The sequence below is a fragment of the Paenibacillus sp. 276b genome, from assembly GCF_900107875.1.
Lineage (GTDB): Bacteria > Bacillota > Bacilli > Paenibacillales > Paenibacillaceae > Paenibacillus > Paenibacillus marchantiae.
This window is the reverse complement of sequence record NZ_FNRR01000001.1, coordinates 160966-183264: the sequence shown is the minus strand read 5'-3', so window position 1 is coordinate 183264 and position 22299 is coordinate 160966. Positions and strand designations below refer to the sequence as shown.

Here is a 22299-nt window from a genome sequence, read left to right as displayed (position 1 = left end):
CACTGTATTTCTTCCATCTTCTTCCTTATAATGGCATGTTTATTGTAGTCATACTTGCTTGCATCTGTCTATGTGGTTCCGTGACCTGTCAGTGTCAATTCTGGTGACTTGCTTTTGGCTTTCAGTACGTGTTCGAGGGTCCATGCTCTAATTAGTTCTCCATCTGTAAAAAAAATCCTGCTCCACACTCCACGAACGCCCGGTGATGACATGCATACGATATATCACTCCTTGGATTGACATCAAGGATGTAAGGAGGCATGTCCGATGAATATACAACTCGTCCCATTGCATTATGTATATCTGGCTTTTATCGTCTTGATTATCGCCGTCATGGTTCGGCGTAGAGACACAACCATCATTTGTGTCGCAGGTATCATGACCATTGGACTCCTGGCGACTGAAACATTAAGCGGATCGGTTTCCGGAATCTTCAGCAGTTTTATCTACGCAGCCAAGGAGCTGCTCAGCACCATTTTTATCATCTCGATCATTGTCGCCATGAGCCGGGTATTAATCCGGACGGGGATCAATGAAGTCATGGTGACACCACTCACCCGGTTCATCCGTTCTCCACAGGTCGCCTATTGGGGAATTGGATTCATTATGATGATCGTATCATTGTTTTTCTGGCCCTCTCCTGCCGTTGCCCTGGTTGGAGCTGTACTTCTTCCGGTAGCAGTACGAGTCGGACTTCCTCCCATCGGCGCTGCCATTGCCATGAATCTGTTCGGTCACGGCATTGCCTTATCAGGGGATTACATTATCCAAGGGGCACCCAAACTGACAGCTGATGCAGCTGGCCTTCCCGTTACCGCTGTTATGACTGCAAGTATCCCACTTGTCATAGTGATGGGGACGGTGTCTACCGTAACGGCATTCTGGATGCTGCGCAAGGAGATGAAGTCAGGTTCCCCCGTTAAACTCAGTGATCCGATCTCTGGTGAAGCAGTAACCGTTCATCCACCTTCGTCAGACTCTGCGCCGATTTCCGAGGAGCCAGCCGTTCAACGTCAAGCAATGCCCCCACGTTTGCAAAAGGCATTCGCTCTGATCATCCCATTGTTATTCTTAGTCGACGTCATTCTGATGTTTTTACTTAAATTACAAGGCGGTGATGCCACAGCACTAATTGGTGGAACGGCCGTGCTCATTCTGATTGCCGTATCACTTGCCGCGCATCGTCATACAGGTCCGGAAGAAACAACAAACTATTTAATTGAAGGATTTCAGTTCGGATTCAAGGTGTTTGGTCCTGTTATCCCGATTGCCGCTTTCTTTTATCTTGGGGATGCTGCGATCACAGAACTGTTCAACAACCCGCTGCCTGCTGGATCACACGGGATTGTGAATGATTTAGGGGTTGCTCTTGCAGGGCTAGTGCCATTGAATAATACGGTAGGTGCTATAACGATGACTGTGACCGGAGCGGTCACGGGAATGGATGGTTCGGGGTTCTCTGGAATATCCCTGGTCGGCTCCATTGCGTCCATGTTTGCAGGCTCGGCAGATTCCGCACCTGTATTGACGGCACTGGGTCAGGTCGCCGCCATATGGGTAGGCGGTGGGACCTTAATTCCATGGGCCTTAATTCCAGCTGCTGCCATCTGTGGAGTCAGTCCATTTGAACTGGCACGACGCAATCTGAAACCGGTACTGCTGGGATTAACAGTTACTACTATCGTTGCTATCTTTCTAATCTGATTACTTAACCGTGCTATTCGAAGTGAAAAGACGTACGCAAGCGGGCCCATTGCCAAAGCTCATCCTTACTCATTGCGGCCAGATGAAGCATTTCCTCATACGGGTCTCCCTGAAGTCCTAATACAGTAGCGAATGCAGGCTCCGTCTTCAAGCCTTCCAGCTTCAGTTTGCGAATTTCCCGATGTCCTGCTGCACCCCAGAGTTGCAACAATCCCCACTCTACCAGCATGTGAATATAAGCATTCTGCCTGCGTACAGATAGGGACTGAGCGAAAATCTCTACAGGCCAGTTTCCAATTTCCACACTACAGGTCACATAAGGACGCTGGCCAGCATGGCCATCCCCCCTGTCGCATCGAAAACCCTGCATTCCGCCCAGATGTTGGTGCACCAATGTTTGGAACGCCTCGAGATCCGCTGCCTCACATAATAGATCAAGATCACTTCCAGGAATATCAATATCAATCGGCACTGTTCCAGCCGGATAAGGCTGATAAGCTGCCAATATGCTTAACAATCCACTGGATTGCAACACCTTATACGCATCCTGCTGACGCTCGTTCCCCGAGGCCAAATGTGCCATTACATCCGTAGTTGTAATCATGTCACACCCTCGGGTAGCGGCTCATTCTGACGCTCCTGTAACGACTTGTTTCACTCGACCCACCTGTCCACTGGTCAAACGCACTTTGATCCCATGCGGGTGTGTGGGCGATTTGGTCAACAAATCCTTCACGATACCGCGTGTCAGTTTGCCTGTCGGCTGATCTTGCTTGAGCACGATATCCACTTCAAGACCCGGTTTGATATTTACTCGTTGTTGTCCATTCATGGGTTTCCCTCTCCTCTTCAACGTATTCCATGTCATGTAGCCATAATTTAGAAAGCTTCATCTATTGTAGACGTTTTGGATTGAAAACGAAAGCCATGACCAATGTTCAAAAACATAACTGAACTGTTATTTCCGCTTTGAAGAGGGATCAGAAGATTTGCTTTTCATCACTTTCAGAGCCGATCGATAGACTTCATCTGCACTCTTTTCAGGTTCTTTTGTCTCCGTCAGCACCGTTTCGTCTTCCACTTCGGCAGGTTTACGGAAATGAAGCAATGCTTGGCGATAAGCTTGATCACCATCTGTAGTCTGCGTCTCTCTTTTCTGTGGTGAAGGGGTCACTTCCGATGTAGAATCCATCTGATGAATTTCTGTTTGCCTACGATCCTCATGTTCCAAAACTTCTTTATGCTCTGCCTGTTCGTAAATTCTGTCTTCCTTCCGGGATCGATCTTCTTCATGCAGCAGGACAGGCCCTTCATCCATCTCTGTTATTTTGGAAGCTCTTGCTTCTGCAGCCTTGCGGGACGATCTGGAGTTATAAATCATCAGAAACACAACCCCAATAACAACAATTACCACCAAAATGATCAACATATGAGCATCCTCCTTATCATCCGCCTGTAGGCAGCCTTAATCAATATATTGGTGCCCTATTCTGCGAATAATATTTCACCTTGTTTCGTATAGAGCGACAAAGTAGCGGGAATGCTCCAAACAGGATTGTCAGCAGAAGACTTTCAGCACCAATCAAAGAGAAGGTTTACAGAAAACCGAATTGAGGAGGAATGATCAGCATGAATTCACGTGCCATTTTGATCAATATCATTGTTATACTGGTGATTTTGGGAGCCGGGGCTGCCGGGATCTACTATTACAACCAATCCACCAGCTACGTTAAAACCGATAATGCGCTTGTTACCGGGCAGCCTATCTCCGTGGCTTCCGCAGTAGGCGGTGAGCTTCGATCCTGGAAAGGCAAGGTAGGTACAACATTTAATGCAGGCGATACCGTTGCCACCGTCACCGCTGCGGGAAAATCAACATCCGTGACGATGCCTGTTGATGGCACCATTGTACAACAGACCGCCGTCGAAAATTCACTAGTATCTGCAGGTACGCCCCTCGCACGGGCCTATGATTTCAATAACCTGTACGTGACGGCCAATGTAGACGAGACCGCGATTGATAAAATTAAAGCGGGTCAGATCGTCGATGTATATGTCGATGCTTTTCCAGACACCACATTGACTGGCAAAGTAGACCAGATCGGACTTGCCACTGCGTCCTCCTTTTCACTACTGCCGTCGTCCAATACCAATGCGAATTACACCAAAGTAACACAAGTCATCCCGATCATCATTACGATCGAAGGATATAAAGGACTGGGTGTGGTTCCCGGCATGAGCGCTACCGTGCGCGTTCATATCTAAGGCTGCTGATGGATAATCAAGTACCTCTTGGGAAAACCATCGCTGTCCTGCTGCTCGGCGCCTTTATCGCCATTCTGAACCAGACTTTGCTCAATGTAGCCATCCCCCATCTGATGAATGACTTTAACGTATCAGCAACGACCGTGCAGTGGCTGTCCACAGCCTATTTGCTGGTGAACGGGGTACTCATTCCGATTACCGCCTACTTGATTGAATCGTTCGGAACCCGCAAATTATTCGTGACTGCGATGCTGTTGTTTACGTTAGGTTCGCTGATCTGTGCCATCAGTCCTGGATTTACGGTCATGCTCATCGGTCGTATCGTACAAGCCAGTGGGGCTGGTATTATTATGCCTTTGGTTATGAACGTGTTTCTGACTGTTTTCCCTCCTGAGAAACGGGGAACTGCCATGGGCACGATGGGTATTGCCATGATGTTTGCTCCGGCTATTGGCCCGACATTATCTGGATGGATCGTGGAACATTATACATGGCGCATTCTGTTCTATATGGTCATTCCGCTTGCCTTGCTTGATATTTTGTTTGCCTTCATTTGGCTGAGAAATGTGTCCAAGCTTACTTCGCCGAAATTTGATGGTTTTGGCGCATTATTCTCCACCATCGGTTTCGGCTTTCTGTTATATGGATTCAGCTCTGCCGGAGATAAAGGCTGGACCAGCGCGACAGTGCTGTTGACACTCATTATCGGCGTGCTCTTCATCGTCTTCTTTGTTCTCCGAGAAACGGCTATGAAGAACCCCCTGCTGGAATTTCGTGTATTCAAATACGACATCTTCACCATCTCGACGCTGGTCAGTGCAACGATTAACATGGCACTCTTTGGCGGGATGCTGCTGCTACCGATCTATCTGCAAAATATAAGGGGATTCTCTCCCCTGCAATCCGGGTTGTTGTTACTGCCTGGTGCATTGCTAATGGGCGTCATGTCTCCCATCTCAGGAGCGCTGTTTGACCGGATTGGCTCTCGCCCCCTAGCCATTGTCGGTTTGATCATTACTGCCATCACCACCTTTGAGTTTAGTAAGTTGACGGGGGAGACGCCTTATGGTCACATCATGATGCTATACACGTTCCGGAGCTTCGGCATGTCCATGCTGATGATGTCTGTACAGACAGAGGGGTTAAATCAATTGCCGCCTCATCTCACCAGTCATGGTACGGCCATGTCCAATACGGTCAGACAGGTCGCAGGTTCAATCGGGACCGCCCTGCTCATTACTGTGATGGCGACACGTGCAGGTATTCATTTGGCGGATTACAGCAACACCGTGACTACAACCAATGTAGCACTGACAGAACAAGTCGGTATGCTTGGCACGCAAATGGCTACTGCGGCAGGAATGCCGCCTGAACAAGGCACCAGTCTAGCATTACAGCAGCTCTATGGTATCGCTGTTCAGACGTCAACCATTGAAGGCATTAATGATGCTTTCATTGTAGCGACCTGGATTTCGATCATTGGTCTGTTTCTGTCGTTATTCCTGCGGCGGGCTCGCTCCCGTCCTCGTAAAGTCAAAACTGAACGCTAAAATGGCGTTGGACCACCCTATATCCCCTATACAACCCTGTATCACAGATCAGATCCGCAAGCTTCACTTAGATCAATTGAAACAATAAAAAACCGCAAGTCTCTTTAATCCAGAGACCTGCGGTTTTTGGCTTGCGCTATGGATGCTGGGGTAAGGATGAATTGTCATCCTTGGCAGCCTCTCTCGCCTTAACAGCAAGCAGTTCCGATACGGTTACAAAACGATAACCTTGCTCCTGCAGCTTAGGCAGAATCGTTTTTAGCGCAGCAACCGTCTGGGACTTGCCCTCCACCTTGTCATGAAACAGAACAATGTCCCCGTTACGTGCGTTCTTCAGCACTTTGTTCACAATGGCTGATACGCCTGGTGAAGCCCAATCACGTGTGTCCTGATGCCAGGACCATAGCACAATCGTATAGCCTTGCTGCTTGGCGACCTGAATGACCATGTCATTGTAATAGCCTCCCGGGGGTCTAAACAACGTCGGACGCTGCGCCCCTGCTCCAACAATGGATTTCTCCGCTATGTTCATTTCATGGCTGTACTTATCCGCCCTTGTTGACCTGACCGCGTACGTATGTGCATACGTATGATTGGCGATTTCATGTCCTTCCCGCTGCTCCTGTTTGATCAGGTCAGGAAACTTTTCCGCCCATTTGCCAAGCACAAAAAAAGTGCCTTTGGCCTGATACTGCTCGAGTAAAGCCAGAATTTGCGGGGTCTGGACCGGATCTGGCCCATCATCAAAGGTCAGTGCGATGAGTTTGTCATGTGTGGGAACCTCCCACACAATCTCTCCCCGTTCCTCATAATACTGTCGGTTCTTCTGCACAGGTTTGGCGTAGGCAGAACTGCTGCCAAGCAAAAAAACCAGCGTACACAATCCGATGCATCGGGCTGCCTTCAGGTTCATGTTTATGTCCTCTCTTTATCTTCAAACGTAAACTCCCTGTTAGCATTTCCCGATTCACCAGAACTATTTAACGAAATATTTGATCAATGACTGCAATTTCCTCAGCTGTGAGCTCAACATCCAGTGTTTTCAGATTGTTGATGACCTGCTCTGGTTTCTTGGCACCAGGAATGAGCGCATCAATGGACGGCTGAGTCAGGTACCAGGCCAGAACGAGATGGGCGACCTCAGCATCCTTGGACTGTGCAATACTGCGTAGTTGTTCCACCTTGTCCAGATTCTGAATAAAGGCTTCCCCTGTGAATAACGGGTTCTTCGCCCGTCCATCCTGGAAGGTTGTATCACGATTATATTTGCCACCCAGCAGACCTGCTGCCAGAGGGAAGTAAGGTACAAAAGAAATGTCATGCTCTGCCGTATAGGGCAGCAATTCCTTCTCCGCTTCTCTTTTGAACAAATTATATTCAGACTGCAGCACATCCACATCTCCATTCCGATTTGCCTCACGCAGCTGATCAATGGAGAAATTGGAAACTCCGATGGCACGGATTTTACCTTCGTCCTTCAAACGTTTCAGCGCACCTACAGCCTCATCCTTCGGTGTAAGTTCATCCGGGAAATGAATATAGAACAAGTCAATATAATCTGTCTGCAAGCGTTTCAATGCCTCATCTACAGAGGTTTTGAGGAAAGCAGGCGAGTTATCAAAGACTACGTTACCATCCACGAATTTATGTGCAGCTTTTGTTGCTATAATAGTATCTTGACGCTGACCCGTTTCTTTCAGCACTTCACCAATTAAGCGTTCTGAATGCTCAGGTCCATAGATGAAAGCAGTATCCAAAAAGTTAATGCCCTGTTTCAAAGCTGTACGAACGACATCCTTACCTGTCTCATCATTCAGCATATTCGGATAGATGTTATGTCCTCCTACTGCATTAGCCCCCAATCCAATCGGGTTAACAATCAGTTCGGTTTTGCCCAAGCGAGTACGTTGTTCTGCCATGTCTCATCCATCTCCTTTTCTGAGCGTTGGTAACTCACATATATTATATCAGAGGCTTAAGCATATTTAAAATATCGGGTTTATCGGATTAGGTGTTTTTCAGCGCTGTAGCTTCCACATCATTGATGAAACGGCGGAGTTTTGCAGCCACATCGCGGTTAATTTCGCCATTTTCGTATAGCTGCTGTATGGTATTGCGCTGCTCCTGCATCGCCACCATTTGCAATTCCAGCTTTTCCTGATCAAATGGATCTTCCGTTTTGCCCTGATTCCAGGTGCGTAATTTGGCAATTACCCGCTCATATCTGGAGATGACCGACAGAGCCACAATCCGGTTACTATCGTTCATATGAGCACGAATCGCCTTGATCGCTGCTTCAGAGGTACGCATCTTCACTTGACGGAACAGATCTGCATTTTCAATCATAAATGGCTGATCCGGCTTCCGTGAACGATTCGTAAACACATGTCCAAACAATCGTCCAATTTCACTGAGTGAGAACATCATCTGTGTATTCGTGCGGTTTGCAAGCATCATTTCCTTTCGATCCAACCAACTGTTACATCTAAAGGCGGCTTCCGAAGCAATTACATTTTCATCCATCATATTCTCAATTTCTTTGCGTTCAGCCCGTGTACCGATGAGATTAATTGCTGTTTCCTGTTTTAAAATGTCCTTGCGCTTACCGGCAGTAAGCTCGCCAGCCGCCTGCCTGATATACTTCGACAGATCGGAAACAACCGCAAGCGCAGCAGCTTTATTCTGGTCGTTCATTTCCGACTTCACTGCACGAATGGCAGCATTAAGCATAATATCCTGTGCTTTTCGTTCCGTCGTTTGCGGTGTACCTTCTTCCGCTTTATCTTCGTTCTTCGCAAGAATAGGAAGGAACACACTTGCAGCAATCAGAGTGAACAGTATCACACCTGCGGCCAGGAAAATGATCAGATCCCTTTCAGGAAAAGGAGACCCGTCTTGGAGAACATAAGGAATGGAGAAGGCCCCCGCCAGCGTTACAGCCCCTCTCACACCCGAAAGAGTAATGATCGTAACTTCTTTCAGCCGAGGCTTCCCGCTCGACAACGCCTCACCGGAATTTTCATTTCCTTTCCAGAACAGATAGATCCAGACAAAACGAAGTACCAACAATAGCACTGAAATGAGGCCCACATATCCGAGTACTTGAAGGTTATCAAACGAGACATTCTCGAAGATGGTACTCAGCACATCCGGGATCTGTACCCCCAGAATGACAAAGACCAATCCGTTCAAAATAAATAAAATGACAGACCAGGTACTGGCAGATACCACCTGCATCTTCAGTTGTACAGACTCGGTCCGATCACGCTCAATTGCATGAATGATCCCGCCAGCGACGACCGCAAGAATGCCCGAAACACCGACCTCTTCACTGACCAGATAAATGACGAAGGGCGTTAGAATTTGCAATAACATATGAATCGTTACATCTTCCATCCCCAGACGCCGAATCCAGACACCCAATCGGATCAACAGGAACGATAATAAGGCACCAATCAGCAACCCGCCAATCGCGATAAGTATAAAACTAAATGACGCCTGAGCCAGGGAAAATACCCCTGTAACCGTGGCGGCAATCGCAAATTTGAATGCAACCAGACCGGATGCATCATTCATTAATGCTTCTCCCTCAAGAAGCCTATGTATGCTCTTGGGTAAATGCACACGACCTGCCATAGCGCCTACAGCCACAGCGTCTGTCGGGGACAGAATTGCCGCAAGTGCAAAAGCCGCAGGAAGCGGAATGGTTGGAATGAGCCAGTGAATGGCATATCCTGCCACGACAACCGTTACAAATACAAGGCCCAGGGCCAGCAAAAGGATGGGCGCTCTTAGATTCCACAGCTCGTGCCTCGGTGTTCGCTTCCCGTCGTTGTACAGCAACGGAGCGATAAAGAGTACGAAAAACAATTCCGGATTCAGTGGCAGATGCACACCCGCAGGTAATAGTGCAATGGCTACACCGAGAACAATCTGAATCAACGGAATGGGGATAAAGGGTACAAATCGGTTCAAAATATTCGATAAACCGATCAGTACCAGCAAAACAAGCACGGCGATAAATAGTTCCATGATGACAATCCCTTTCCGTATAATGAAGTGGTGAAAACCATTTTGTGTACCTTATTTTAACATAAACCAAAGTTTATTATAAAAATGTTGTCATATTAATACCCGTCCAAAGCGAATGGACAACAGTCCGATTGCAGATTTCTGATTGGTTCTGTTTATAAGATGTTACAATATGCTCAGGACAATACCCGTTTGGAAAGGAACTTGGTGTCTATGGCATTTGGAATTAAACGACAGGAGCTGACCGAGTGGAAAGAACGTGTATCTCGTGGCGACCTTGCCTATCTCACTCATTTCTGGATCGACAACCGTTTTCCGGGCATTACCAGTGTGACCAAAGTGGGCTGTTCGGATCTGAAACGGCTTGAGGACTGGTGTAGAGAGCATGGACTCGACCCACGTTACATCCATCGGCGTCAGCCTTTCCCCCATTTTGACCTGCTCGGTAAAAAACAGAAGGAAATTCTGATCCAGGAAGGTCTGACCGATCACATTCAACGTTTCCATCTTTAATTGAAAAAATTAAAACGCCAGCCTTCAAGATTCAAGTCCCAAAGCGGGCTCAAATTCTTGAAGGCTGGCGTTTTACACACCATATATTTAGCGATGCGTTTGTTCCAACGTTTTCATTTTTTCCAGCAGTTTCAGCTCAATTTTCTTCAGCATGCCAAACATCTGCAGTTGTTCCTCTTCCGTAAGCGCCTGCAAAAGTTCCCACGTCATCCGACCGCGATTATTAATCAACGTTCTTGCAAGCTGCTTCCCATCTTCAGTTAAAGACAACCATACAATTCTTCGGTCCTCTTCACTGCGCACCCGCTGGATCAGACCTTCGCTCTCCAGTTGATTCAGCACAATTGTGGTTGCTCCAGAAGATAGACTAAGTTGTCTGGCCACATCCACAGCCATACAGCGTTCTTCACGCAAAATCATGCCCAATATATGACTTTTCGTCGGATTCAATTTGCAGTTTGTTTCATTTCTTTGCTGCTGATCCAATACTTTATTTTTATATCTGAAGAAGGCCTCCAACAATTGATCGACATTTGCCAATTGAGAGTTTCGCTCCGTATCCGGGCTCATAAACGTTCCTCCTACCTTTGATCATAACCTACCTTATATTGTAACATATTTGTACTATTTTGTTTGTGAAAAATGCGCTTGTTTCCCAAAACCCTTTACTTGTCTGTAAAGTTCATGCTTATTTTGCCGTTTCATGTGACAAGCTACCTTATAGCATGAACAGATAACCACACAAGGAGGAATCAAGCAATGAACATTTATATTGTTTTCGATAGTGAAGGCGGGCATACACGAGCGCTTGCCGAGTCGATTGCTACTGGCGCAGCCAGCGTGCATGGTGCAACCGTTCATTTGCATTCCACAGAAGAAGCCGACATTTACAAGCTGGTGGAAATGGACGCCATTATCTGGGGCTGCCCCGGACATTTTGGCTCCATCAGCTCCGGGTTGAAAAATTGGATCGACAAGCTGGGCTACCTCTGGGCAGAGGGTAAGCTTGTAGACAAAGTAGGTGCGGTGTTCTGTACCATCGCAACCGAGCATGGTGGACTGGAGTCAACGTTGATTCATCTGCTGACACCCATGCTCCATCAGGGCATGATTATTACTGGGCTACCTGGCAACTTTGCAGATAATGCATTATATGGCTCCTATTATGGTGTGGGGGTGACTTGTCCCGTGGACAGTGATGATCTGCTCAGCGAACAGGGCATAGCATTGGGTAAAGCTCTGGGAGAACGCGTGGCTCGCATAACCAACCGACTGATCACATAGATATCAGAGTATTTCCCTTAAAAGAATTTGCTGTTCTTATCAAGCCTGCGCTCATAAGCTGAAAAGCAGTACCGCAGGCTTGAATCCTCCTTCTTGTAGAGAAATAGAATGATTCTGTTGCATTATTGGATTGAATTTGTTTATAATAACGTATATCTTTAAAGTTACTTTTAGTTACTTAATGATTTTTATAAATCTGTTATTATAAAGTAATAGGTTATTCATCCATTATATTGCAAGGGAATTTTACACATGAATCAAAATACGTATTTAAAAACTGACGTTTGTATTGTGGGAGCTGGCCCTGGAGGGGCGCTACTCTCATTCCTGCTGAAACGGCAGGGAATATCCACCATTCTGATCGAGCGCCAGCCGCACCTTCTTAAGTCGTTTCGCGGCGAAGTTCTTAATGCAGATGGTGAACATGTATTGAATAAACATGGGTTATACCCTTCTGTCACCCAGCGTGGCGTGCTGCCTCTGGAGCAAATTCAATATTGGGAGAACGGTCAGATCATCCACACCATTTTCCCTGGAGAGCAAGAATCCCATGTGGGCATTCATGTGCCTCAGGATCATCTGCTGGAAGTCATCGTGTCACAATCACAGAACCAGGAAAACGAACAAGTCCTTTATAATACGGTTATGACTGGATTATTACGGAATAAGGCTGACCACACGGTTGGCATCAACATTCGGCAAGAAGGACGGCCTGCTTCCATTGAAGCAGCGGTTATTGTTGGTGCAGATGGCAGATATTCAGCTGTACGCAGACACGCTGGTCTGACCCCGGATATCCGCAAACATGGATACGATCTGTTATGGGCTCGCATTCCTGCTCCAGCAGGCTGGGAACCTGCTGTTCGAATGGCCAGTATGGATGGTCAGCAGTTGGCGCTATTCTCACAATTTGGAGGATACGTACAGATCGGATGGAACATCCCGCAAGGGTCCTTCTCCAAGCTGCGTGAACAGCCTTTTGCTCCCTTTGTACAGAAACTCGTGGCGGCCTTCCCCTGTCTCGCTGATTCGGTAGCTCAACATATCCAGACATGGAGTGATTTTGTTTTGTTATCCGTTGAGAGCAGTTTCGCCGATTCGTGGGCGCAGGACAATGTGGTCTTGCTTGGTGATGCTGCTCACACAATGACTCCAACGGGCGCTTTTGGATTGAATGCCGCATTGGAAGATGCGGACGTGCTTGCTGAGCTGCTCATTGATATGGCAGCCGATCAATTCACTTCTACAGAACGGCTGCAAGAGCTGCAGGCCCGACGTGGAGAAAAAGTGAAGCAGCAGTTGGCTAGGCAACTGGAGATGGAGTCTTCGTTCCAGCAGCGGTACGAATCTTTTCAATAATGGGGCGTGTTATTCACGCACCGCGTAAATCAACAAACAGCCGATGACTCCCTGTTGGGGAAGCATCGGCTGTTTTGTTCTTTGTGGAAAAACAATTAGGGATCAGGCTTCACTGCCATTCATGGCGCTTACCCGTAGCTCAGTCATCGGCAGAGACAACTTATCGGGATGACGTAATCTCACCGTACGGCTCTCACCAGGGAGAAGATCAAAATAGTTATCACTGAAACGAACGCGTCCGAGGGGCAGCTCGAGCTTCACCAACCGTGCAATTGCACCAATGGCTGTAACCGACACGGATTGCTCCTCTTCGTTCACATGCACACTGAGCTGAGATTGAGGCAGGTTAACATCCTTCGGATCACGTAAGAAATATCGATTGAGTGGTGCAGTGAAACCTTCGGCTACCAATTCAACCATCACTTCATCTGCCAATTTGCCTCCCAATACTTCCGCTTCGCTAAGCTCTGCAATGCGATTAGCGGATTGCGAACCTGTCTCCACATGATGCGAGCTGGAGTATACTTTTTCCCCATTCAATCCATAGACATTAAGTCGAAGCTGTCCCTTCAGAGTGTCACGTGTATCATTCACAACCCATAACGTAAGCGGCTCACCCGGTTCATGTTCCAGAGACAGCAGTATCGGGTGAAAGAATACTTTTCCGTAATAAAAGGAGGCCTTCGGCAGTAGCTCGTAGTCAATCATGGACCAGCTTGTGCCTGGCCAGCTGTCATTCATCTGCCACACAAGGGCTCCACTATTGCGATGATTGATCCGCCGGAAATGTTCAATGCCATACCGTAATCCTTCCGCCTGTGTCAGCATCGAGTAGTTCATGTACTCTTCAATATTTTGCGGAATGCCCGTATATCCTTCCATTAGAAGAATGCCTTTCTGATGATTGGTATCCTTATTCCGATAGGCCATTTCGGGGCTGCCCCAGTAAAATTGCCCTGCAGGCATGTTTTTCTCCAGTGTGTAGCGGTTGGCCGAGGCGTGCATGCCGAATTCACTGCTGAACAGGGCATTATCTTTTTTATAGTTTTTGAAAGTCACGCCCTCAATACTGTAATTCAGCAGTGGCGGCTCGCCGTGTTTTCGGGGATAAACGGAACCATGCCATACTTGCCAGTTATGACGATCCCCCACAGCCGGATCGTTGGCATCATTGCCGTGACTGTCCCCATACGGTGAAGAAGGCCAGTATGGACGAGACGAATCCAACCGCTCCAGCACTTCCGATATCAGCTCATGGTAGATCAGCTCTCCATAGAAGGGGCTGGTAATATCTCCACTGGCGGACTTCATGTCATATAGCCAGTCAATTTCGTTATTGCCACACCAGAGTGCAAGCGAGGCACGATTGCGCAGGCGCAGGACATTATTTTCAACCTCATCCCGTACATTGTTCATGAAGTCCCGATTGAAATCAGGGAATAAGGCGTTGGCAAAAGCAAAATCCTGCCACACCAGTACGCCTTGCCGATCACATTCATCATAGAAGACATCCTTTTCATATATACCGCCTGCCCAGACACGCAACATATTCATATGCCCTTCCACGGTCAACTCGATCAGCTCACGATACCGGGAGGCCGGGATGGCACCAATCAGATGGTCGGCCGGAATCCAGTTGGCTCCCTTCGCGTACACACGCACTCCGTTCAGGATAAACGTAAAAGCATCCTCACCCTGCTCATTATGAAGCGCCAGTTCAATGGTTCGTACACCATAAGGCTCGTTGTAACGATCTACTTCCACCCCATCGGCAAATAGCGTAACTTCCAGCCTGTACAAGTAAGGTTCACCCAAATCATGCGTCCACCATAATTGTGGTGAATCTAATTTTAGTATTGTATCGGCGAGACCATTTTCCACAACTGCTTCGGCTGACCGTGCCACTTCATGTCCACTCGCGTCCAGTAAACGGATATCACAAGACAGGGCCACCGCTTTTTCACGTTTCTGTCTGCTACGGAAAGACAATACGGACTTCACATCCGCAGTGACATGGACAACTGCTTGCTGCTTGCTGGCTGATTCGGTACGTGCAAATACGTTCTCCAGCTTTGCGATCGTTCGTCTTTCAAGACGTACCCCTCCCCAAATTCCTACGGTGACCATCCGTGGACCCCAGTCCCAGCCAAAATTCATCGCAGCTTTGCGCAACCATGGCCGTTCCTTCGTATACGAAGACCAGTCAAACGTTTCCTTGTCTCTGTGATGCAGATAAAGGGGATCGAACTTGACCGCTAGGGCGTTCCAGCCATTACGAACTAGTGTAGTCACATCGAAATTATGGGACATGAGCATATTAGCCGTTTGCCCCACTTCATGTCCGTTCACATATACGGTGGCGAACGTATCCAACCCGTCGAATACTAACTCAAAGTACTCCTCTGCTTCCCCATCCTTCGACAGGTTGAAGCTAGTACGATACCACCATTCCTTCTGCTCGATCCATCGACTCTTGGCATCGTTATGCCCATAGTAGGGCGGATCAATGATGCTGCGTTCCACCAGAGCGGTGTGCACATCCCCTGGCACCTCCGCTCCGATCCAAAATCGATCATCCAGCGCTGCCGCTGCAACATCCATGGGCCGCTTCTCCCCAACCTCGAAATGCTGTATTTTCCATTGTCCTGACAAATCCTGACTTGAATTAATCATCTTCATCCTTGCCTCGCTCCCCAGTTTCCTTGGTAATAAAATATCGAAAACGTTTGCAATATAAACATGACTTCGTTCGTTCTTTAGCCTGCTAACCTTTAATGTCCGGAAGTCTTGTACGACACAGCCTCCTCGCGAAACTCACTCGGAGTCTTGCCTGTATGTTTTTTGAACAGCCTGCTAAAATACTTAACGTCCTCATATCCGCTGATAGCCGCCACTTCACTTACTTTTGCGGGAGAAACCACCAGCATGTCCATCGCGCGTCGAATTCGCATGCCAGTTACAAAATCACCAAAAGTGACGCCCGTTTCCTTCTTAAACAGTTCACTGAGATGGCCCGGATGCAGATGAACCTGACCTGCGACATATTGCAGGCTAATATCCTGTGCCAATCCAGATTCCATATAAGCAATAGCCTTCTGTACATGGGTGGTCCGCCCTTGTCCCATCTGGCTGTGATAGGTATGCATCAGCCCATATAAATGATGAAACAGCAGATCACGAAGTTCACCAGCATCGGCATCCGGGTTTGGCCTCCATGGTTCGAATCGTTCCAGATCGTCTCTTCCAATGGCCCGCATCGTGCGAATCAACCAGCGCTGTCCGGCATTCACCGCAGCATGCAGACAGGCATCAAAAGACTCTGGCGTTACTTCGGGGTCCAACAGGAGTTCATTCACCAGTTCTCGCGTCCATGTGGTCAGCATAATCGAGTCGTTATCCATTAACAATGTCCCCAGGGTAGTTTCTTCCTCATGCTGAAGGACGGCTTTGCCTCCTATGCGGTGCAAAACGTCTTCATATTGCCATATCCTGTCTTCAAGTAACCCATGGTAACGGTATGCAATCGACGCTGTTCGGTAGCTCTCATGCAGAAGTTGAACCTCCATACAGGGTCGACCTACTGCTGCACGCAATGTACATTTCAACAGTTGCTCCATCCGGGTTAACGCAATCCCCAAAGTAAATTGGAAATCCTGCTCATTCGGCGGCAGCTGTACAACACAGATAATCCGGTCTTTTTGAATGTGTGCAATTGCGCCTGACAGAACATCCTCCAGCATATTTTGCACGGCAAAGTTCAGTAAAGTAACCGAAGAATGATTCCACCCCTCAGCTTTTAAAATAAGAATCTGTCTCTGCACTTGCTCCTTGTCTGAGGAATATTCCGATTGCACATTCATTCCCGACTGGAGAAATACAGGACAAGGGCTTGATTCAACGTCTCCATCAATGATCCATCCAGCGAACAGGCGCTGTTTGTTCTCTCGCAGTAGCTGCCCTTCTCTTGATTTCTCAGCCCATCGTTCGGTAATCCGTTGTTTGGCCTGAAGCACCGTCTTGATAATATCTTCCGGTTTACTCGTCTTAAGCAGATAATCCGTGACACCTTGACGAATCGCTTGCTGAGCGTAAGAGAAGTCATCGTATCCCGATAAAATAATGACCTCGAGTTCCGGCAGCATATGCCGCCCTTCCTCAGCCAGTTCAAGCCCCGACCTTCCCGTCATCCGAATATCAGTCATCAGAATATGCGGCCTCTCCTCGGCCATGCGTGTTAACGCCTCTTCTGCCGAGGCTGCTGGCGAAAGCAGCTCAATCCCCAGTTCATGCCAAGCGATTACACTGGCGAGCCCTGTTCGGATAATTACTTCATCATCAACAATCAGTAATCTCATCGTGATTCCTCCAGGATTGGAATGGAAAATGAAATCCGGGTTCCACCTCCGACCCGGCTGTCCACTTCGAGCTGCGCCTCCGCTCCGTAATGAAGCAGTAGTCTCTCGTTCACATTGCGGAGTCCGTAACCCCCTTGGGATGTTTGCTTCATTGGCTCTTTCTCCGTCCAGTAGTGGGTTGAATCATGTTGCTCTTCCTCATCCAATGACACAAGATTGCTTCTGACATGCTCCAGTCTGCCCAGCTCCATGCCAACTCCATCATCCAGAACCAGCACATTCATTCGTTCCTGTTCTTGCCGAATCATGATTGTGATTGTGCCCGTACCCGCTTTCGGCTGAATTCCGTGAATCATGGCATTTTCGACAAGTGGTTGGAGCAGCAATTTCAGCATCATTCGCTGTTCAAGTGCCGGATCCACAATATAATGCACGGCGAACTTGTCGGGAAATCGGATGGATTGTACACGAACATAATGGCGAATGTGGGCAATCTCCTGCCCAACTGGACAATAATCCCTACCCTGATTCAAGCTGATGCGCAAAAAATCACTCAATCCTTCGACCATCTCTGCGATCCGCTTTTCCTCAGACATCAAGGCTATCCAGTGAATGGATGAAAGGGTGTTATACAGAAAATGAGGATTGATCTGTGCCTGAAGTGCCCTGAGATCAGCTTCCTTCTTGCGGACTTCACCGCGGATAACCTCTTCCTTCAGTCTCTCAATATGGGCACCGAGCAAATTATAACTCTCTCCCAGCTTGCCGATTTCATCATCACTTTCCGATCGGAATAAGGGCAGTGGTCGATCCGGGTCCATTCGGGACAAATGCTTCGTAAGAACTCGAAGCGGCTTTGTGACTCGTCGCACCGTAAACCAGACCAGTCCTGCACTGATGGCAGCAGACAGCGTCACTGCAACGGCAGTGAGGATCAGAATATAACCGTTTTCGGACTTATACTGATCGTAGGGAACCGTTCCGGTCAGCGTCCAATCTGTCAACAGTTCCGGATAATAGAGCAAAGTACGTTTCTCATTGCCGCTGCCATACGTGGCTGTTCCGCTTCCCTCTTGTTGGATCAGCGTATGTACTTCAGGCTCGATCTTCTCCAGTGACTTTCCAAGACGGGATTTGTCCATGGAAGACAAAATCTCTCCAGTGGGACCGATCAGTTCCAGTCGACCTTCGCCCATACCCAATCCCAGCGCTGCCCATCCTTTCGAGATTGCCTTCTCATCTAGACTGATCGCCAGCCATCCGATGGGCCGATAATCATGAATGCTGCGAATGGGTCGAACCAATGTTATTACATTTTGGATACCCGCATAATTCTGAACCGGATATACGCCAGTCCATGCTTTAACCGCATCACCACGCGGAGCAGGAGGATAAGTTACATTGGATGATTCATACCATGTAGCCGTGGACAGAGCCGCATCGAAACGTTCCGGATAGATGGCAATGTTGGCAATATATTTTTTGGAAGCGGCCAAATTGGTCATCCTGCCCAGAATATCCACCCGCTCCTGCACATCGTCCTCATCGCTACTCAAATACTGCTGAATGTCCCTTTCTCCAATCAAAAAAATCGATAATGTCTCGGCATCCTGCAGCATATAGCGTAAATTCGCTTCTACCTGCTTCAGTGTGTCCATGCCGGAAAGCTTTGTTTTTTGCTCTGTGATGCGGGAAGAGATCAGAAAGGCGAACAGTCCCAGTGCCAGCAGCGGCACAATCATGGAAGCCGTAACCACGACAGACAGCTTCCGCTGCAGTGAAGATGTTAGCCAGCGTCCCACACCTTTTCCTCCTCTGGATGCGCTCTCATTTAACCTTTGACTGCTCCGGCCGTCATGCCTTTCATGACTTGTTCCTGAAATACCAGGTATAGAATGATGGTCGGGATTACGGACAAGGTCATGGCAGCAAGAGTCAGGCCGTAATCGGTCTGATATCCGTCGGCAAAGTTGGCGATCGCGAGCGGTAACGTTTTCAACCCTGTTTTGTTAATAAACACGAGTGCGAATGAAAAGTCATTCCATGCGTGTAGAAAACTTAGAATAGTGACCGTTGACAAGGCAGGCACAGACATGGGAAGCATGATCCGGGTGAACAGCCCCCATAGACCTGTTCCATCAATAAAAGCGGCCTCTTCAATGTCACGTGGAATGCTAGTCAAATAAGCTGTTAGCACAAATATCGCGGTTGGCAACGCAAATGCGGTATACGGCAATATCAGTGCCCAATACGTATTCAGCAGAGACATCTGTTTCATCAAAATAAATAACGGAACCAATGTGCTATGAATGGGAATCAGCATACCTACAACGAAGAAGGTCATGATCAACCCTTTCCAACGAAACTGGAAACGTGCAAGTATAAATGAGGCCAGCGCTGCTATAAACAGCGTTATGATAAGCGAACCTACGGACACAATCAGGGAATTGCCAAAAGCGGTTCCCAGCTTTGAGCTTTCCCAAGCATTACTGAAATTCTCCACGTTCCATTTCTCCGGAAGCCCGAAGGGCCTGCTATAGAAATCTTCATTCGTTTTGAATGCACTGATCACAAGCCAATAGAACGGATACAATGTTAAAATACCATAGACCGTCAACAGCGTCCAAACAATTCCACTACGGAATTGGCGAACCGGATGGCCTGAAGTATTCCCTGGTGTTGGCATCGATAACGGTGTAACACTCATTACATTCCCCCCTCTCTCCTAATTCTCTTTTCTCTTACGGCTTGTCGCCCACTGGCTTGTTCCGATCAGCAGCAGGGAGATTAGCACAATGGTGGTCGAGATAGCACTCCCGAAGCCATAGCGATACGTGTTGAAGGTTGAATTATACATATACGTTGCCAGCAGCTCTGTCGCATGCGCCGGGCCGCCTTTGGTCATGATGTACACCAGATCGAATGATTTTAGGCTGCCCGAGATACATAGAATGATCGCTACCTGAACCGTTCCCCAGATCATGGGCAAAGAAATGGAAACCAGCTTGCGAATTCCGGAAGCACCGTCAATCTTGGCAGCGTCATGAATTTCGCCGGGAATATTCTGCAGCGCCGAGATGAAGATAATCAAGTACAAACCGACAAAACTCCAGAGCAGCGGTGGCACCAAGGAGAAAATGGCGATTTTCTCATCTGAAAGCCACTGCAGCTTCCAGCTTTCCAGCCCTAATGCATCCAGTAGAAAGTTCAGTATCCCGATCTGCGGGTGATAGATATATTGCCAGATCATACCGATAACTACTGTGGATAATACCATCGGCAGAAATACGGCTGAACGCAGAAAACGCTGTAACGGATTGCTTTTGTGCAAAATGACCGCCAGCATCAACGCTAACGGAATTTGTCCAAATACTGAAGCTAGAACAAAAATGACGTTGTTTTTCAGTGCCCGCCAAAATACGGAATCATGCCATATTTCCACATAGTTATCCAGTCCGATATATTTTGACTCTCCGATTCCCGACCAGTTGAAGAATCCATAGTACGCTGACCATACAACCGGCACAAATACAAACAAAGCGTAAATTAGAACTGCCGGAGCGAGCCCCAGCATAATAAAACGTCGACTGCGCAATGCGTTCATCTTGCTCACTTCCTTTCATCAAACCTTTGGTAATTACAACCCTTGATATCAATGCAAAACCCCTCCCCTACCGGGAAGGGGTCTGAATCTTACCGCAAAGCATCTTTCAGCTCATCCAGATCTGGATCGGAATGACCTATGACCTTAATTTCCCACTGCACTGGCTTGCGATGCCTGGATTTTATTCGCGATATCTGCGGCTTTACCACCCATCAATAGCTCCTGCAATCCATTGTTGATAACCTCGACGGTTGCAGATCCTAGTTTGGAATCATACACCGGAGTAATCTTTACTTCCTGCATTAAGTCATAGAGCTCCACAAACAATGGATGGGCTTTTGATTTGTCCAGATCAATCTTGTAGCTGACGAGTGTGCTGCTATCCAGAGTTGCTTTCTGACCGTCAGGGCCTGCCAAAGCGTAGAATAGCTCCATGGCCGCATCCTTCTGGGCACCGCTTAACTTTTTGCTTACACCCAAGCCTGTCCCCACAACTCCCGATGTCGTCCTGTCCTCACCCTGGCCTCCATCTACTGCTGGTAAAATCGTTATGTGTGTATTGTTCAAAATGTCTTCCGGTGCGTTGTTGACGAGGTTGGCCAATGCCCATCCGCCGTTCATCACCATCGCTGCTTTTCCCTGGAAGTACAGCTGCATCATCTGTGTTTCGTCAATACTGTTGAAACCATCCTGAAATGCTTTGCTGTTACCGAGTTCCTGCATTTTGTCCAGCGCCTGGATGAATTGTGGGTCTGTAAAGCTGGCCCCATCCTGCGCTGTTGCTTTTAAGAACCAGTCTGTGCCGGTTACCCGGTCAGCCAGTGTACTGAAGATCGTGGATTGAGCCACCCAATTGGCCTTGTTCCCCAGTGCGATCGGTATTACTTTGTTCTCATTAAATGTAGCGATGGCCTGCTCCAGCTCAGCCCACGTTTCAGGTACTTTCACGTTGTACTGCTTAAACAGTGCTTCATTGTAATAAATAAAGGAAGTGGGTGCGAGATTCATCGGTACCGAGTAGATATCCCCGTCCACCGTATATCCATCCAGAGCGTTCGGAATAAAGTTGTCTTTCCATTCCGGCTTCGCGTCCAGCTCGGCATTGATCGGCTGCAACAGATCCCCTTTCACAAACTCCTTGGTCATCGCATCCGGCCACATGACGAACAGATCCGGCATTTCATTGGCCGCTGCCACGGTCCGGAGCCTTGTTTTGAGGCCATCTGTCGGCAGACCTTCATCCACGACTTCAATATCCGGATGCGACCCACGGAAGTCTTCAATGATTTTGCGCATCGCCACCGCTTTAGCGTCCTGTCCAGTCCAGTTGTGCCATATAGTGACGGTTACTTTATCCTTGCTGTCGCTGCCTTCTGAGCTGTCCCCGCCGCCGCAACCAGCCAGAACGATGGAAAATAGCGTCATTGCCAATATTCCCGAAAGCCATTTTTTCAACATCTCTATAGTCCCCCTTGGCGATTTGAATACACTTATTGTAAATGGTAACGCTATCATTCTGTAAGGTGACGATGCACGGATGCAGGGGTGAAAAATATCGGATTCCCCGTTGATCCTGCAATCTTTGCTACATACAGAAAGAGCCCTCATCATGAGAGCTCTTTCTGTATGTGGA

The 22299-nt window shown here is 48.0% G+C and carries 19 protein-coding genes; 6 read left to right on the top strand and 13 right to left on the bottom strand.

The genetic code is table 11. The annotated features are described in order from the left end of the window. Positions 1 to 267: 267 nt before the first annotated feature. Positions 268 to 1704, top strand: coding sequence for a hypothetical protein (locus BLV50_RS00805; protein WP_064639155.1), 1437 nt, complete (start codon positions 268 to 270; stop codon positions 1702 to 1704). A gap of 13 nt (positions 1705 to 1717) precedes the next feature. Here BLV50_RS00805 and BLV50_RS00800 read toward each other — a convergent pair whose 3' ends face one another. The 3 genes from BLV50_RS00800 to BLV50_RS00790 all read right to left on the bottom strand — a co-directional run bounded on the left by BLV50_RS00800 (position 1718) and on the right by BLV50_RS00790 (position 3133). Then, the gene (locus BLV50_RS00800) at positions 1718 to 2308 is read right to left on the bottom strand and encodes a DUF4269 domain-containing protein (protein ID WP_090805261.1); all 591 of its coding nucleotides are present in this window, start codon (positions 2306 to 2308) and stop codon (positions 1718 to 1720) included. Positions 2309 to 2329: 21 nt separating this feature from the next. Next, positions 2330 to 2536 (bottom strand): YwbE family protein, encoded by a 207-nt coding sequence (locus BLV50_RS00795; protein WP_063564738.1) that lies wholly within the window; start codon positions 2534 to 2536, stop codon positions 2330 to 2332. A gap of 126 nt (positions 2537 to 2662) precedes the next feature. Then, positions 2663 to 3133, bottom strand: a complete 471-nt coding sequence (locus BLV50_RS00790; RefSeq protein WP_072732333.1) for a hypothetical protein — start codon at positions 3131 to 3133, stop codon at positions 2663 to 2665. Between the two features lie 200 nt (positions 3134 to 3333). On the opposite strand from BLV50_RS00790, the gene BLV50_RS00785 reads away from it, so the two are divergent. Continuing rightward, positions 3334 to 3969, top strand: a complete 636-nt coding sequence (locus BLV50_RS00785; protein ID WP_053783698.1) for a biotin/lipoyl-containing protein — start codon at positions 3334 to 3336, stop codon at positions 3967 to 3969. Positions 3970 to 3977: 8 nt separating this feature from the next. Next, positions 3978 to 5519: a DHA2 family efflux MFS transporter permease subunit gene (locus BLV50_RS00780; protein ID WP_072732332.1), complete on the top strand. Its 1542-nt coding sequence runs from the start codon at positions 3978 to 3980 to the stop codon at positions 5517 to 5519. 136 nt (positions 5520 to 5655) lie between these two features. Here the strand turns inward: BLV50_RS00780 and BLV50_RS00775 are convergent, their stop codons facing one another. From BLV50_RS00775 to BLV50_RS00765, 3 genes are all read right to left on the bottom strand, one after another. Continuing rightward, entirely contained in the window at positions 5656 to 6432 is a 777-nt protein-coding gene (locus BLV50_RS00775) for a polysaccharide deacetylase family protein (RefSeq protein ID WP_063564741.1), read from the bottom strand. A gap of 67 nt (positions 6433 to 6499) precedes the next feature. After that, on the bottom strand, positions 6500 to 7438 hold the full coding sequence (locus tag BLV50_RS00770; RefSeq protein WP_063564742.1) for an aldo/keto reductase: 939 nt from the start codon (positions 7436 to 7438) through the stop codon (positions 6500 to 6502). A gap of 88 nt (positions 7439 to 7526) precedes the next feature. Continuing rightward, positions 7527 to 9551, bottom strand: a complete 2025-nt coding sequence (locus tag BLV50_RS00765; RefSeq protein WP_063564743.1) for a Na+/H+ antiporter — start codon at positions 9549 to 9551, stop codon at positions 7527 to 7529. Positions 9552 to 9764: 213 nt separating this feature from the next. Here BLV50_RS00765 and BLV50_RS00760 point away from each other — a divergent pair, with 213 nt between their 5' ends. Next, positions 9765 to 10064 carry a hypothetical protein gene (locus tag BLV50_RS00760; protein WP_090805258.1) on the top strand — a complete coding sequence of 100 codons (300 nt, stop codon included), beginning with the start codon at positions 9765 to 9767 and terminating at the stop codon, positions 10062 to 10064. An 87-nt stretch (positions 10065 to 10151) separates the two neighbouring features. On the opposite strand, the gene BLV50_RS00755 is transcribed toward BLV50_RS00760, so the two are convergent. Next, a complete protein-coding gene (locus tag BLV50_RS00755) occupies positions 10152 to 10634 on the bottom strand; it encodes a MarR family winged helix-turn-helix transcriptional regulator (RefSeq protein ID WP_063564745.1) in 483 nt (160 codons plus the stop codon). Positions 10635 to 10823: 189 nt separating this feature from the next. Here BLV50_RS00755 and BLV50_RS00750 point away from each other — a divergent pair, with 189 nt between their 5' ends. Then, positions 10824 to 11348: an NAD(P)H-dependent oxidoreductase gene (locus BLV50_RS00750; RefSeq protein ID WP_090805255.1), complete on the top strand. Its 525-nt coding sequence runs from the start codon at positions 10824 to 10826 to the stop codon at positions 11346 to 11348. Between the two features lie 252 nt (positions 11349 to 11600). Continuing rightward, on the top strand, positions 11601 to 12707 hold the full coding sequence (locus BLV50_RS00745; protein ID WP_090805253.1) for an FAD-dependent monooxygenase: 1107 nt from the start codon (positions 11601 to 11603) through the stop codon (positions 12705 to 12707). A 102-nt stretch (positions 12708 to 12809) separates the two neighbouring features. Here BLV50_RS00745 and BLV50_RS00740 read toward each other — a convergent pair whose 3' ends face one another. From BLV50_RS00740 to BLV50_RS00715, 6 genes are all read right to left on the bottom strand, one after another. Further along, on the bottom strand, positions 12810 to 15386 hold the full coding sequence (locus BLV50_RS00740; RefSeq protein ID WP_090805250.1) for a beta-mannosidase: 2577 nt from the start codon (positions 15384 to 15386) through the stop codon (positions 12810 to 12812). 92 nt (positions 15387 to 15478) lie between these two features. Beyond that, on the bottom strand, positions 15479 to 17062 hold the full coding sequence (locus tag BLV50_RS00735; RefSeq protein ID WP_090805247.1) for a helix-turn-helix domain-containing protein: 1584 nt from the start codon (positions 17060 to 17062) through the stop codon (positions 15479 to 15481). After that, on the bottom strand, positions 17059 to 18864 hold the full coding sequence (locus tag BLV50_RS00730; protein WP_090805244.1) for a cache domain-containing sensor histidine kinase: 1806 nt from the start codon (positions 18862 to 18864) through the stop codon (positions 17059 to 17061). The genes BLV50_RS00735 and BLV50_RS00730 overlap by 4 nt, the downstream gene beginning before the upstream one ends. 29 nt (positions 18865 to 18893) lie before the next feature. Next, positions 18894 to 19748, bottom strand: a complete 855-nt coding sequence (locus tag BLV50_RS00725) for a carbohydrate ABC transporter permease (RefSeq protein ID WP_371121405.1) — start codon at positions 19746 to 19748, stop codon at positions 18894 to 18896. 39 nt (positions 19749 to 19787) lie between these two features. Further along, complete coding sequence (locus BLV50_RS00720) at positions 19788 to 20666, bottom strand: carbohydrate ABC transporter permease (RefSeq protein ID WP_063564751.1); 879 nt, start codon at positions 20664 to 20666, stop codon at positions 19788 to 19790. Between the two features lie 144 nt (positions 20667 to 20810). Further along, on the bottom strand, positions 20811 to 22124 hold the full coding sequence (locus BLV50_RS00715) for an extracellular solute-binding protein (protein WP_090805242.1): 1314 nt from the start codon (positions 22122 to 22124) through the stop codon (positions 20811 to 20813). Between the last annotated feature and the right edge of the window lie 175 nt (positions 22125 to 22299).